The 12,889-nt window shown below is 69.6% G+C and carries 12 protein-coding genes; 8 read left to right on the forward strand and 4 right to left on the reverse strand.

Going from position 1 to position 12,889, the window contains the following annotated elements; genetic code table 11:
- Nucleotides 1-114: 114 nt before the first annotated feature.
- Together AB5G72_RS16440 and AB5G72_RS16445 are read left to right on the forward strand one after the other, a co-directional pair.
- Complete coding sequence (locus tag AB5G72_RS16440) at nucleotides 115-1,680, forward strand: SulP family inorganic anion transporter (protein ID WP_440220429.1); 1,566 nt, start codon at nucleotides 115-117, stop codon at nucleotides 1,678-1,680.
- 76 nt (nucleotides 1,681-1,756) lie between these two features.
- A complete protein-coding gene (locus AB5G72_RS16445; protein ID WP_440220430.1) occupies nucleotides 1,757-2,965 on the forward strand; it encodes a glycosyltransferase 87 family protein in 1,209 nt (402 codons plus the stop codon).
- Here AB5G72_RS16445 and AB5G72_RS16450 read toward each other — a convergent pair.
- On the reverse strand, nucleotides 2,917-3,693 hold the full coding sequence (locus AB5G72_RS16450) for an acetoacetate decarboxylase family protein (protein ID WP_259822114.1): 777 nt from the start codon (nucleotides 3,691-3,693) through the stop codon (nucleotides 2,917-2,919). The two genes, AB5G72_RS16445 and AB5G72_RS16450, sit on opposite strands and share 49 nt — an antisense overlap.
- A gap of 146 nt (nucleotides 3,694-3,839) precedes the next feature.
- On the opposite strand from AB5G72_RS16450, the gene AB5G72_RS16455 reads away from it, so the two are divergent.
- On the forward strand, nucleotides 3,840-4,019 hold the full coding sequence (locus tag AB5G72_RS16455; RefSeq protein ID WP_119192540.1) for a hypothetical protein: 180 nt from the start codon (nucleotides 3,840-3,842) through the stop codon (nucleotides 4,017-4,019).
- A 70-nt stretch (nucleotides 4,020-4,089) separates the two neighbouring features.
- On the opposite strand, the gene aspA is transcribed toward AB5G72_RS16455, so the two are convergent.
- On the reverse strand, nucleotides 4,090-5,553 hold the full coding sequence (gene aspA / locus AB5G72_RS16460; RefSeq protein WP_440220431.1) for an aspartate ammonia-lyase: 1,464 nt from the start codon (nucleotides 5,551-5,553) through the stop codon (nucleotides 4,090-4,092).
- Between the two features lie 106 nt (nucleotides 5,554-5,659).
- On the opposite strand from aspA, the gene AB5G72_RS16465 reads away from it, so the two are divergent.
- Both AB5G72_RS16465 and AB5G72_RS16470 read left to right on the forward strand, forming a co-directional pair.
- On the forward strand, nucleotides 5,660-6,481 hold the full coding sequence (locus tag AB5G72_RS16465) for a phosphatase PAP2 family protein (RefSeq protein ID WP_407335208.1): 822 nt from the start codon (nucleotides 5,660-5,662) through the stop codon (nucleotides 6,479-6,481).
- Entirely contained in the window at nucleotides 6,478-7,050 is a 573-nt protein-coding gene (locus tag AB5G72_RS16470; protein ID WP_096906583.1) for an O-acetyl-ADP-ribose deacetylase, read from the forward strand. Before AB5G72_RS16465 ends, AB5G72_RS16470 begins: the two co-directional genes overlap by 4 nt.
- A gap of 217 nt (nucleotides 7,051-7,267) precedes the next feature.
- Here the strand turns inward: AB5G72_RS16470 and AB5G72_RS16475 are convergent, their stop codons facing one another.
- On the reverse strand, nucleotides 7,268-8,563 hold the full coding sequence (locus tag AB5G72_RS16475; protein ID WP_440220432.1) for an ISL3 family transposase: 1,296 nt from the start codon (nucleotides 8,561-8,563) through the stop codon (nucleotides 7,268-7,270).
- A 195-nt stretch (nucleotides 8,564-8,758) separates the two neighbouring features.
- Between AB5G72_RS16475 and AB5G72_RS16480 the strand changes: the two genes are divergently transcribed.
- On the forward strand, nucleotides 8,759-9,316 hold the full coding sequence (locus AB5G72_RS16480; protein ID WP_440220433.1) for a hypothetical protein: 558 nt from the start codon (nucleotides 8,759-8,761) through the stop codon (nucleotides 9,314-9,316).
- Nucleotides 9,317-9,511: 195 nt separating this feature from the next.
- Here the strand turns inward: AB5G72_RS16480 and htpG are convergent, their stop codons facing one another.
- Complete coding sequence (gene htpG, locus AB5G72_RS16485; RefSeq protein WP_440220434.1) at nucleotides 9,512-11,587, reverse strand: molecular chaperone HtpG; 2,076 nt, start codon at nucleotides 11,585-11,587, stop codon at nucleotides 9,512-9,514.
- Between the two features lie 108 nt (nucleotides 11,588-11,695).
- Between htpG and AB5G72_RS16490 the strand changes: the two genes are divergently transcribed.
- Both AB5G72_RS16490 and AB5G72_RS16495 read left to right on the forward strand, forming a co-directional pair.
- Entirely contained in the window at nucleotides 11,696-12,328 is a 633-nt protein-coding gene (locus AB5G72_RS16490; RefSeq protein WP_440220435.1) for a maleylpyruvate isomerase N-terminal domain-containing protein, read from the forward strand.
- An 83-nt stretch (nucleotides 12,329-12,411) separates the two neighbouring features.
- Nucleotides 12,412-12,840, forward strand: coding sequence for a VOC family protein (locus tag AB5G72_RS16495; protein ID WP_120285398.1), 429 nt, complete (start codon nucleotides 12,412-12,414; stop codon nucleotides 12,838-12,840).
- Nucleotides 12,841-12,889 lie beyond the last annotated feature (49 nt).

Consider the following 12,889-nt stretch of genomic DNA (forward strand, 5'->3'; position numbering starts at 1 on the left):
GTTCACACTCATCGGCTCGGGTTCGCGCTCGACCAACTCTACCGCTACGGTACATTCAGAATCTCCCGCTACGGGAGAGTCTGTCAAGCCCCTACATGGTGAGGAAAGTTCTCCGTGACAGCTCCCGCGACCACGCCCGCGGCCTCTCCCGCTCCCGGCGTCGCCGATGACGGTCTGGCGCCCGTCGGTGTCCTCGCCTCGCTGAAGTACGCCTTCTCCTCGGCCCGGCGACTGCGCACCGAGGTGCTGGCCGGGCTGGTCGTCGCCCTCGCGCTGATCCCCGAGGCCATCTCGTTCTCCATCCTCGCCGGGGTCGACCCGCGGGTGGGGCTGTTCGCCTCGTTCACGATGGCCGTGACGATCGCCTTCACCGGCGGTCGGCCGGCGATGATCTCCGCCGCCACCGGCGCGATCGCCCTGGTCATCGCTCCCGTCGCGCGTGACTACGGGATGGACTATCTGGTCGCGACCGTTCTGCTGGCCGGCATCATCCAGGTGGTCCTCAGCCTCATCGGCGTGGGCCGACTCATGCGCTTCATCCCCCGCAGCGTGATGGTCGGGTTCGTCAACGCCCTGGCGATCCTCATCTTCACCGCGCAGATCCCGCACCTGCTCGGGGTGCCGTGGCTGGTCTACCCGATGGTCGCCGTCGGCCTCCTCATCATGGTCTTCTTCCCGAGGCTCTCGGCCGCGCTTCCCGCACCGCTGATCGCGATCGTGGCGATCACCGCAGTCGTGGTGCTGTTCGGCTGGACCATGCCCAACGTGCACGACCAGGGCGAACTGCCCGACTCGCTGCCGTCGCTGTTCTTCCCCGACGTGCCGTGGACCATGGAGACGCTCCGGATCATCGCCCCCTATGCCCTCGCGATGGCCCTGGTCGGGCTCATGGAGTCCCTGATGACCGCCAAGCTGGTCGACGACATCACCGAGGTGCGCACCGACAAGACCCGCGAGGGCTGGGGCCAGGGCGTGGCCAACATCGTCACCAGCTTCTTCGGCGGCATGGGCGGCTGCGCGATGATCGGCCAGACGATGATCAACGTCAAGCAGTCGGGCGCCCGCACCCGGCTGTCGACCCTCCTGGCCGGGATCTTCCTGCTCATCCTCGTCGTGGCACTGGGCGACATCGTGGGCCTGATCCCCATGGCCGCTCTCGTCGCGGTGATGATCATGGTCTCCGTGGCCACCCTGGACTGGCACTCCATCCATCCCCGCACCCTGCGCCTGATGCCGCTCAGCGAGACGCTCGTCATGGTCGTCACCGTGGCCGCCACCGTGATCACCCACAACCTGGCTATCGGCGTCGTCCTCGGCGTCCTCACCGCGATGGTCATGTTCGCCCGACGCGTCGCGCACATGACCAGCCTGGAGAAGGTCTCGGAGCTCGACGTGAATCACGACGGCACCATCGACATCCGTACCTACCGGGTCCGCGGGGAACTGTTCTGGGCCTCCAGCAACGATCTGGTCTACCAGTTCGACTACTCGGGCGATCCCCAGCACGTTGTCATCGACCTGACCGAGGCCGACATCTGGGACGCCTCCACCGTGGCCACCCTCGATGCGATCAGCCACAAGTACGCGGCCAAGGGCAAGACGGTCGAGATCATCGGCCTCGACGGGGCCAGCCAGGAGCGACTGGAGAAGCTCTCCGGCAACCTCGGTGAGGGGCACTGACCTGACCCGACCCGGCCAGACCAGACCGTATCCTGGTCGACCGCACCCCGTTCCGGACCCAAAGGAGCGCTACCCGATGCACACCCTCCCGAAGCCGGGGAGCGCGCTGCGCCTGGCAGGTCTGATCCTGACCGCGGCCGTGATCACCGCGGTCATGGTGCGAGCCGCGACCGAGTTCATGCTGGACCTCCAGGTGTTCCAGGATGCCGGTCGGGCTCTGCTGGCCGGGGCGGACCTGTACTCCGAGGGCTTTCCCACCCGCTCGGGCTTCAGGTTCATCTACCCGCCGTTCGGCGCCGTCGTCTTCCTGCCGCTGGCGCCACTCGGAGCCACTGTCGCCCAGCTCGCCTGGACCGCCGCCACGGTGGTCGCGGTCTGGGCGATCCTGGCCATGGCCGCGTCCCGGCTCCAGCTTCAGGGCGCACGAACCCTGGCCCTGGCACTGACCGGCGTGGCGCTGCTGTTCGAGCCGGTCCGCGCGAACATCGGCTTCGGCCAGATCAACATCTTCCTGTTCCTCATGGTCACCGCCGACGTCCTGGGCTTCACTCCCCGCCGCGCCCGCGGCGTCTTGCTCGGCCTGGCCGCCGGCATCAAGATCACCCCGGCCGCGTTCGGCGTTCTGTTCCTCGTCCGGAGAGACTGGGCGTCCCTGGCACGGGCGGTTGGGACAGTCGCGGCCACGATCGGCCTCGGGCACCTCATCCGCCCGGCCGAGTCCTGGCATTTCTGGACCGCCGAGTTCTTCCTCACCGAACGGGGCGGCACACGGCACTTCGTCCCCAACCAGGCCCTGAGCGGCCTGCTGGCCCGGGCCCGGATCCCCGCCGAGCACCTCGACCCGCCCGTCTACGGCTTCTTCCTGCTCGTCGCCGCGGCAGCCACCTGGGGAGCCTGGCGACTGACCCGGGACAACCGGCCCGTCGACGCCCTACTCCTGGTCGCCCTCGGGGTCTTCATCGCCTCTCCGGTGGCGGTGACCCACCACTGGTCCGGCGTGATCATCGCCATCCCGCTACTACTGACCGCCCGGCGCAGACCGGTCCGGATCGCGGTGGCGGTCCTGGTCCTCACCCACCTGATCGGCACGCACTACGCCTACGCGCTCACCGCGGTCGACCCAGCCGCCCACGTGCTGCAGTGGCTCATCGGCAACGCGCAGGGTGTGAGCGGAATCGCCGCGTTCGCGATGCTGCTCGGCGACGCCGCTCTGGGCGGCGGCGCCCCCGGGCGGCGTCAGCCGATCCGTTCGGGCGCCTGGAACTCGGCCTCGAACCTGTCGTAGGAGAAGGTGGCGAGGGCGCGGGCGCGGTCCAGCCCGAGTTCGCGTACCGCCTCGGCGAACCGCGCGACATCGGCGTCGCTGTCATCCGCGCCCGTCGCGATCGTCACGCGAGCGCCGCTCAGCGGACGCATCCGCCCACCTCGGGCGGTGGCCTCGGCCGTGACCCGCACCGGCTGACCGTCGAGGACCTGCACGCAGTTCATGGCGAGTGACTGGCTGCCGGGGATCGGGACCCCGACGCGGGTGTCCAGCCTGAGATCGACCCCGCCGGCGCCCGCCGACCCGACGGCCCCGAGGCGGGCATCGTCGAGCGCCCCGCCGGCGGTGCCGACCATGTCGCCCTTCCACTTGGGAAAGCCCCACAGCTCATTGCCCGCCGCGAGGGTGAAGTCCTGGTCCACGGGCAATTCGTGGATGTGCACCAGGGTCCCGTGGCCCGGCACCTTGAGCTGGAAGGCCAGTCCCATCTCGTGGTACGCACCCAGGACGTTGCCCGGCACGTCGTGGTAGCGCACGTGGATCATGATCGCGGGGGTCCGGCCGCCGGGCAGTGCCACCGGCTCGGCGCCCGCGGTGTCGAGGACGGCGGACTGGCGGCCGGCGGCGATGAGCCGGCGGACGACGGCTGCCCGGGTGAGAAACGCCGCGCCGGAGACCGAGGCGGACACGACGGGGACCGGGAAGGTGATCTCGCGCCCGGCGACGACGCGGGAGGTGGGAGAGCTCATGGTGCGACGGTAGCGGTCGCGCGGGCCGGAATCATCAGCTTGCCCGGCTAACGATCGGGGCGGCGGGTCCGATATCACCTGTGTAGGCCAGCTCATGTCCCGCCGCCCGGTTCGCGGCGCGACCACCGATCCATCTGGAGGCACTCATGCTCAAGGCCATCGCCGACTTCTTCGCCCAGTTCGACTTCACCGTCGGCTCGTCCGCCGCCATCAACGCCGCGATCTCGGGCTCGTCCGCATTCATCGACCAGCAGTTCGGTTTCGACAGCTCGCTGGGGAACCTCGCCGTAAGCAGCATCGGTCGCGTCGGCGAGCCCCCCGCCTGACACGGCTCACCCTGACACGGCTCACCCGGGTTGGAGTCGGACCGCCCTGGTCCGACTCCGACCCGGCGGCTCAGGCCGTGGGGCCGGTCATATCCTGCCCGGGTTGTGCCACGTCCCGTGTACCACCTTTTCCCTTGTACTTCGGCCGCAGGAGGTTGGACGGCGACAAGATGTCATCGAGCTCCTCCGCCGACAGCAGCCCCATCTCCAGCACCACCTCCCGGACCCCGCGGCCCGACCGGGCGCACTCACGGCCGACCCGGTCACCGTTGTGGTGGCCGATGATCGGGTTGAGGTAGGTGACGATCCCGATCGAGTTCATCACGTTCTGGCGGGCCACCTCGACGTTGGCGGTGATCCCCTCCACGCACTTCTCGGTCAGCGTCTCGATGGCGTTGGTCAGCAGGGAGATCGACTCGAACATCGCCTGGGCGATCACCGGCTCCATGACGTTGAGCTGGAGCTGACCGGCCTCGGCGGCCATGGTCACGGTGACGTCGTTGCCGATCACCTTGAAGCACACCTGGTTGACGACCTCGGGGATCACCGGGTTGACCTTGGCGGGCATGATCGACGACCCGGCCTGCAGCTCCGGCAGGTTGATCTCGTTGAAGCCGGCGCGCGGCCCCGAGGACAGCAGCCGCAGGTCGTTGCAGATCTTGGAGACCTTCACCGCGGTCCGCTTGAGGGCGGCGTGGACGTTGACGTAGTCACCGGTGTCGCTGGTGGCCTCGATGAGGTTCATCGCGCCGGTGACCGGCAGTCCGGTGACGGCCCGCAGATGTTTGATGACGGCGCGACGATAGTCGGGCGGGGTGTTGACTCCGGTGCCGATCGCGGTCGCACCGAGGTTGACGTCGAGCAGCATCCGGGCCGCGGCGCCGAGGACGTGGAGTTCCTCGTCGAGCGTCACGGCGAAGCCGCCGAACTCCTGGCCCATCGACATGGGGACCGCGTCCTGGAGCTGCGTGCGCCCCATCTTGAGGACCTCGCGGAACTCCTCGGACTTGTCGTAGCAGGCCTCCCGCAGGGCGACGATCGCCGGCTCGAGTCGCTCCAGCGCGTGCCACAGGGCGATGCGGAATCCGGTCGGGTAGGCGTCGTTGGTGGACTGTGAACGGTTGACGTCGTCGTTGGGGCTGACGATGTCGTAGGAGCCCCTGGGGTGGCCGAGGCGCTCGAGGGCGAGGTTGGCCACGACCTCGTTGGTGTTCATGTTCACCGAGGTGCCGGCGCCGCCCTGGAACTGGCAGGAGGGGAACTGGTCCATGCAGCGCCCGTCGACCAGGATCTCGTCGCAGGCCCCGACGATCGCCTTCGCCACCGTCTCGTCGAGGACACCCATCTCGAGGTTCGCGAGCGCGGCGGCCTTCTTGACCATGACCATGCCGCGGACGAAGTCGGGGATGTCGCTGATGGTGGTGGAGGTGATCGGGAAGTTCTCGACGGCCCGGACCGTGTGGATGCCGTAATACGCCTCCGCCGGGACCTCCTTGGTACCGAGCAGGTCATGTTCCACACGGGTCTGGCTCATTCGTCCTCCGCCTCTCGGGTCGCCTGCGGCCCACCCTAACCGCGCCGCACCCGACCTCGCGGCGATCCACCGGCGGGAAGGCCGCCGCTCTGCCTAGTGTGGGGGCATGTCGCGCACGACGACCTCCCGTCGCTCCCGAGCGTTCACCTCCGCTCGGGACATCCTGCGGCAGCTGTACCCGTCGGACGGGGTGCTGGGCAGCATCGTCGACCGGCGAGAGATGCCGCTGCCGCGCGGGACGTGGACGATCTTCGGGGTGGCGTTCGTCGGGTTCGCGACCCCGGTGATCGGATTCGTCGAGCTGGCCGAGCGCATCCGCGGCGATGCGGGCCTGCCCTTCGACCGGCCCGTCATGCTGTGGCTGCAGAGTCGCCATTCGCCGCGCAACACGCGCATCGTCCGGGCCGTCACCGAACTCGGCGGAGTCACTGCGGTGCCGTTGTTCGCCCTGGCCACCTCGGCGTATCTGGTCTCCGTCCGGGGCAGTCGCCGGCCCGCCGCACTGTTGACGGTGTCCCTGGTGGGGTCGACGATCATCAATTCGGTGCTCAAGGCCCTGTACCGGCGGGGTCGGCCCACGTTCTTCACCCACATCGTGGAGGAGAAGAGCTACTCGTTCCCCAGCGGTCACGCCATGGCGAGCGCGGCGTTGGCCGGGTGCGCCTGCGTCCTGGCCTGGCCAACGGCGTGGCGTTACCCGGTGATCGTCGGGTCCGCGGGGTACGTCCCGGCCATCGGCGTCACCCGCATGTACCTGGGTGTGCACTTCCCGAGCGACATCCTGGCCGGCTGGTGCGTGAGCCTGGCGTGGGTGGGCGAGGTGGCGACCATCATGTGGTTGATGGACCGCCTCGACGACTCGCCGACGCCGATGATCACCCACCGGAGGTCACCCCGCGAGGCCGTGACGCCCGGGGTGTCGGGATGACGACGACGAGGCGCGCCCGGATCGAGCTGGGCCATGGCGACATCACCCGGATGGCCGTCGACGCGGTGGTCAACGCGGCCAACAGTTCCCTACTCGGGGGCGGCGGTGTGGACGGGGCGATCCACCGCGCGGGCGGGCCGACGATCCTGGCCGAGTGCCGGGAGCTGAGGGCGGGCCGCCTGCGAGACGGGCTGCCGACGGGACAGGCCGTCGCGACCGGTGCCGGAGATCTCCCCGCCCGCTGGGTCATCCACACCGTGGGCCCGGTCTACGAACGCACCGGCGGCGCGGAAGCAACGGGCGGCACGGGCGGCACCGGCGGCGGAGCGTTGCTGGCCGGCTGCTATCGCAATTCCCTCGCCGTGGCCGATGAGCTCGGCGCCCGCACGGTGGCCTTCCCGCTCATCTCCGCCGGGGCCTACGGCTGGCCGCGCGAGGACGCGATCCGCACCGCGCTCGGGACTCTCGCCGGCATCGACACCGAGGTGGAGTCCGCCACGCTGCTGCTGTTCGACGCAGCCACCCTGAGCTTGGCCGAGCAGTGCCTCGCCGAGATCCGGCCCCGCTGACCCGCCCCGCGCCCGGCCCGCCTCGCACTCCGATCCGCCCCGCCCCGCGCCACCCCGCACCCCGCCCCGCACCACCCCGCACCGCACCACCCCGCACCCCGCCCCGCACCGCACTCCGATCCGCCCCGGCCAGATCCGCTACTCTCCCTCCGGATCCGCTAGTCCAATCCGACCAGCGGATCCGGATTCGGCATAGCAGATTTTCGGCTCTTATGACTCATGCGTGGGCCTTTTGGCGGCCGGGGAGGGTGGGACGGTGGCCGCCGAGGTTGAGCATGGCCAGGGCGATGAGGGCCTCTGGTGAACGGAAGCCGAAGGCCATTCGGGTGATGAGGCGGATCTTGGTGTTGACCGATTCGATGAGCCCGTTGGAGAGGCCGTGTTCGATCGAGGCAAGGATCTCGGTCTTGTAGGTGCAGATGGTGCGCTGCAAGTGGACGAACCGTTCGATGCGGCATCGTCTGGCCCAGCTGATCCACGCTTCCAGGGCGTCTCTGGCCTCGTCGATCGGGAGTTGGAAGATCAGACGCAGGCCTTCTTTGAGCAGGTAGGCGCGGTACAGGGTGGGTTCGGTCTTGGCGATCCACGCCAGCTTGGCACTCTGCCGGGTGGTGAGATTCTCGGGGTTCTTCCAGAGCGCATATCGGGCGTGCTTGATGTCCCGGGCGTAACCGCGGGCCCGGTTGACCTTGTTGGCCAGACGACGTTCACGCAGTTGCCGTTTGTCGCCGCGGGCCTCGTTCCACACCTGTCGACGCACTTCATCCAGGGCATCGGTGGCCCACTTGACCACGTGGAACGGATCGGTACAGCGCACCGCCTCGGGGCACGCTCGGGCTACGACGTCGCCGATCCACTTCGCCCCGTCAGCGGTGACATGGGTGATCTGCCCACACCGGTCGGCCCCGAGAGCGTCGAAAAACGCCTGCACGGTGGCTTTGTCCCGGCCAATGGCAACCCACACCAGGCGACCGGTGTCGTGATCGACCACGATGGTCAGATACTTGTAGTTGCGCTTGTAGGAGATCTCGTCGATTCCGATCCTCCGCAGACCGGCCAACGGATCGGTACCGGCGACGGTGTCGGCCCAGACGCGGGCGATGATCGACCCCACCGTGCGCCAGGCGATGCGCATCAGCTGGCACGTGGCGCTCTTGGAACACTGCGTGGCCAGCCACGCGACCTGCTGGTCAAAGGGTCTGGTGTGACCGGCGCCGTGGCGGGCCCAGGGCACCTGACGCACAGTGGGACCGTGCACGGGGCAGCTCACTCGCGGCGAATCGGCCTCGAGAAACACCATCGTTGAGCCCATATCCAGACTGCGCCAGCGGCGTCGGCCAGCGCCGTTGTCGTACCGGGCCGCCGGCGTCCCGCAGACGCCGCACCGGGCCCAGTACCCCCTTTGAGGGCGAACATGTGCGACCACGATCTGCTCGATGTGGTCGAACTCGACGTTCTCGATAACCGTTCTCTCGACGCCCAGCACCGCACGCCATAGGCTGACACCTCGCACGCCGTTCTCCGCTCTTCGGTTTGGACTTAGACACCCAAAACCTAAGCCGAGAACGGCGTGCTTCTACCCGAGATCCACCGAACGACCCATGGACAGGTCACAAGAGCCAGATTTTCGGGGGTGGCGGAGAGCGTGGTGGTCGAGAGAGGTGGTCCGACCCGGGGCTCGGTCGCGCCGGATGGGCGGACGCGTGGCGTGCTCCCGGCGACGGTTCTGACGGAGGTCTGCGCCCCGTGGGTGGTGCTCACCGTCGGGTCGGTGCACCTCGGCCGGGCGGTGGGGTCGACCGGGTGGGGGCTCGCGACCGCCGCCGGCCTGGGCATCGTTCCGCAGGCCGCGATCACCTGGCGGGTCCGACGCAAGGCGCTGTCCGACCACCACGTCACCCGGCGGGAGGACCGCCCCCTGGTGATCGTCGGCATCGCCGGGTCGGTGGCGACCCTGCTCGCGGCCCAACGGTGGGGCGACGCCCCGGACGAGTTGCAGCGGATGACGCGGGCCGCACTGGTGGCGCTGGGCGTGACCGGGGCCGCGACGCTCCGGATCAAGGTCTCGTTCCACACCGCCGTGCTCGCCGGGGTCGTCACGGTCCTCGCCCGCGAACTCTCACCCCGCTACTGGCGACTGCTGGCCCTCGTACCGACGGTGGCGTGGGCGCGCGTGCGGGTCAGCCACCACACCCCGGCCGAGACCGCGCTCGGGGCGGTGATCGGCGTGGCCTGCGGCTCCCTGGCCGGGGCCGGACACCGGTGATCGGGTAGTCGTGTGGCCCCGGGCGGGGCTGCTGGGGTGGGCGTTGCTGCGAGAGTGGGCGTCGCTGCGGGGGTGTGCGTCGCCGGACACGGGACCGCCGCCCCGCCGGACCCCTGAGGGGAGCCGGCGGGGCGGCGGGCGTGTCGAGCCGACGAGGCCGCCGGGCCAGTGGCGCGATGGGCCGCTGGGGCGACGTCAGATGCGGTCGACCAGCAACTTGGCGAACGCGGCCGGATCGGACAACGTGCCGCCCTCCGCGAGGACGGCCGCACCCGACAGCAGCCGGGCGGTATCGGCCAGGCCCGGCGCCGACGGATCCGATGCGTACTGCTCGCGCAGTCGCCCGACCAGCGGGTGCGTGGGATTGAGCTCGAGGATCCGCTTGCTCGTGGGCAACTCCATGCCCGAAGCGCGGTACATGGCCTCGAGCTGCGGAGTCATGTCGAACTCGTCGCCCACCATGCACGCGGCCGACTCGGTGAGCCGGTGCGACAGGCGCACCTGCTTGACCTCGTCCGACAGCTCCTCGCCCAGCCAGGTGAGCAGGTCGGCGAACTCGGCCGCGTCGGGCTCGTCCTTGTTCTCCTCGCCCTCCGAGCCGATGCCGGACAGGTCCACGTCGCCCTTGGCCACCGACCGCAGGCGCTTGCCGTCGACCTCGCCGACCGCGTCCACCCACACCTCGTCGACCGGGTCGGTGAGGATGAGGACCTCGACGCCGCGGGCACGGAACGCCTCCAGGTGCGGGGAGTTCTCCACCGCCGCGCGGGACGTCCCGGTGAGGTAGTAGATCTCCTCCTGCCCGTCGGCCATCCGGGAGACGTACTCGGCGATGGTGGTGCCCACCTCGTCGTCGTCACGCTCGTCGTCGCGCGGGGTCTCGTCCGATCCGGACCCGGCGTCCCCGGCGCCCGCCTGGGCGGGACGCGTGGAGGCGAACGTGCTCACGGCCAGCAACTGCTCCCGGGCGTCGACGTCCGCGATCAGGCCCTCCTTGAGGACGGCTCCGAAGTTGGCCCAGAAGCTACGGAACTCCTCCGGCCGGTCGGTCTTGATCTGCTCGATCGTCTGCAGCACCCGCTTGACCAAGCGCTTGCGGATCGCCCGGATCTGGCGGTCCTGCTGGAGGATCTCGCGGGAGACGTTGAGCGACAGGTCCTGGGCGTCGACGATGCCCTTGACGAAGCGCAGGAACGGCGGGACCAGCTCCTCGCAGTCGTCCATGATGAAGACACGACGGACGTAGAGCTGCACCCCGCGCTTGGTGTCCGGGGAGAACAGGTCGAACGGCACCTGCGTGGGAAGGAACAGCAGCGCCTGGTACTCGAACGTGCCCTCCGCCTTGAGGGTGATCGTCTCCAGCGGCTCGTCCCACGCGTGTGAGACGTGACGGTAGAACTCGGCGTACTCCTCGTCGGTGACCTCCGAGCGGGGCCGCGTCCACAGCGCCTTCTGGGAGTTGAGCGTCTCCGTCTCGGTGACCGTGCCGGGAGCCTCGGGCGCGGCGTCCTCGGCGCCGTCCCCGTCCGCGCCGTCCCCGTCCGCACCGGCCCCGTCCGTCGACTCCGGCGCCGGGCGCTCGACGTCCATGCGGATCGGCCAGGCGATGAAGTCCGAGTAGGTGCGCACCACCCGGCGCAGCGTGTGCTCCTCGGCGTAGTCCGGGAGCGCCGCGTCCCCACCGGCCGGCTTGAGCTGCAGGATCACCGAGGTGCCCTGGGGAGCGTCCGGGGCGTCCTCGATCGTGTACGTGTCCTCGCCGCTCGACGTCCAGCGCGTCCCCACACTCTCGCCCGCCTTGCGGGTGACCAGCGTGACCGTGTCCGCGACCATGAACGTCGAATAGAAGCCGATGCCGAACTGACCGATGAGGTCCGCGGTGGCCTGCTCCGAGACCTCACCGGACTCCTGCGCCGCCCGGGCCGCGGAGAGTGCCTCCCGCATCTGCCCGGTGCCCGACCTGGCGAGCGTGCCGATGAGGTCCACCACCTCGTCGCGGGACATGCCGATGCCGTTGTCGCGGATCGTCAGCGTCCGGGCGGCGGCATCCGGGATCAGCTCGATGTGCAGATCCGAGGTGTCCGCGCCGAGCGAGGAATCCTGCAGCGCGGCCAGCCGGAGCTTGTCCAGCGCGTCCGACGAGTTGGAGATGACCTCGCGCAGGAAGGTGTCCGGATTCGAATAGATCGAGTGGATCATCAGATCCAACAGCTGCCGGGTCTCGGCCTGGAACTCCCGGGTCTCTGCTGCACCGGAGGTCTGCGGGCTCATGGCGGGTATCGGTCCTTTCTCGTCACGGCTGAAGGGCTGGCGCGATCTGTTCACACCGTCCCAGTCAACCTAGTGTGAAGCCCAGACATTCCTGGAGGTGAGGTGCCCGTGACCCCGACCCCGCTGAGCCCGGAGGACCTCGCGGTCCTCGACCGGGCCACCACCCTGTTCGGCCGCGCGCTCGCCGGCGGACTCGACGGTGACTGCGAGGCCTGCCCGGGATGGACCCGGCGCGACTGCGCCAACCACGTCCTGGGTGGTGGACTGCGCTACGCCGCCTACTTCCCACGGCTGCCGGAGTCGGAGATCGAGTGGACCCGCACCGCCGACCACGCCGGTGAGAAGCCGGTCCCCGCCCTGCACCGCACGTCCGCCGGTCTGCGCAGGGAACTCGCGCGGGCCCGGGACGCGGACGCGACCGTCCCGCACCGGCTGGCCGAGATCCCGGTCCGTGACCTCCTCGCCCTGCGGGTCTTCGAACTCCTGGTCCACGCCCACGATCTCGACCCGCGGACGTGGGTCTCGACGGAGGCGGAAGACCTCGCCGCCTGGACCCTCGACCACGCCCGGAGCGTGGTGGAGTTGATGCGATCGTTCGACGTGCTCGCCGAGGCGAGCCCCGTGACGCTCGGCGCGGATTCGCGCGACCGACTGCTCGCACTGTCCGGACGGCGCCCCTCCCCGGCCGGACCGGTCGGCGACGGCGACGGCGACGGCGACGGCGACGGCGCCCAGAATTAACGTGACCGGCGCCGCAGACGGGTCTAGCGTTGCGAATACCGGGTAGCACCGGCACGCGGTCGCCCACGACGAGAGGCTCCGACATGGCCATGACCTGCGTCCCCTACATCTCCTTCCCCGCCAATGCGGCGGAGGCGTTCCCCTACTACCAGGAACTCTTCGGCGGGAAGCTCGAGGTGATGACCTACGACCAGTTCCCCTCCACCGAGGACTTCCCGTTCGACCCACCGCACGGTTCGGTCGCCCACGCGACCCTCGAGGCCCCCGGGATCAGCCTGACCGGCGGTGACGCCATGGGCGAGAGCCTCCCGCAGCCGCGCAGCGACGTCTACTCGTTCCTGCTGGGATTCGACACCGAGGACGAGGCCCGTGCGTTCCTGGACAAGGTCACCTCGAGCGGTGGCGAGATGGCGATGCCGTTCGAGGTCGCCCCGTGGGGTGACCGGTACGGGCAGGTCCACGATCGGTTCGGCATCCGCTGGGACGTCGTCGTGCCGGGCACCGGCGACTGATTACGCACTGACCCGGCCAAGCCACCCTTATCCAGCGCCCGTGCTTGTT

Origin of the sequence: Dietzia sp. MNB45, from assembly GCF_051994785.1 — a bacterium.
Taxonomy (GTDB): domain Bacteria; phylum Actinomycetota; class Actinomycetes; order Mycobacteriales; family Mycobacteriaceae; genus Dietzia; species Dietzia kunjamensis.

Coding starts and splice junctions, on each gene's coding strand:
- AB5G72_RS16445 (WP_440220430.1), top strand. CDS start 1,757: ATGCACACCCTCCCGAAGCCGGGGAGCGCGCTGCGCCTGGCAGGTCTG.
- AB5G72_RS16450 (WP_259822114.1), bottom strand. CDS start 3,693: ATGAGCTCTCCCACCTCCCGCGTCGTCGCCGGGCGCGAGATCACCTTC.
- AB5G72_RS16455 (WP_119192540.1), top strand. CDS start 3,840: ATGCTCAAGGCCATCGCCGACTTCTTCGCCCAGTTCGACTTCACCGTC.
- aspA (WP_440220431.1), bottom strand. CDS start 5,553: ATGAGCCAGACCCGTGTGGAACATGACCTGCTCGGTACCAAGGAGGTC.
- AB5G72_RS16465 (WP_407335208.1), top strand. CDS start 5,660: ATGTCGCGCACGACGACCTCCCGTCGCTCCCGAGCGTTCACCTCCGCT.
- AB5G72_RS16470 (WP_096906583.1), top strand. CDS start 6,478: ATGACGACGACGAGGCGCGCCCGGATCGAGCTGGGCCATGGCGACATC.
- htpG (WP_440220434.1), bottom strand. CDS start 11,587: ATGAGCCCGCAGACCTCCGGTGCAGCAGAGACCCGGGAGTTCCAGGCC.
- AB5G72_RS16495 (WP_120285398.1), top strand. CDS start 12,412: ATGGCCATGACCTGCGTCCCCTACATCTCCTTCCCCGCCAATGCGGCG.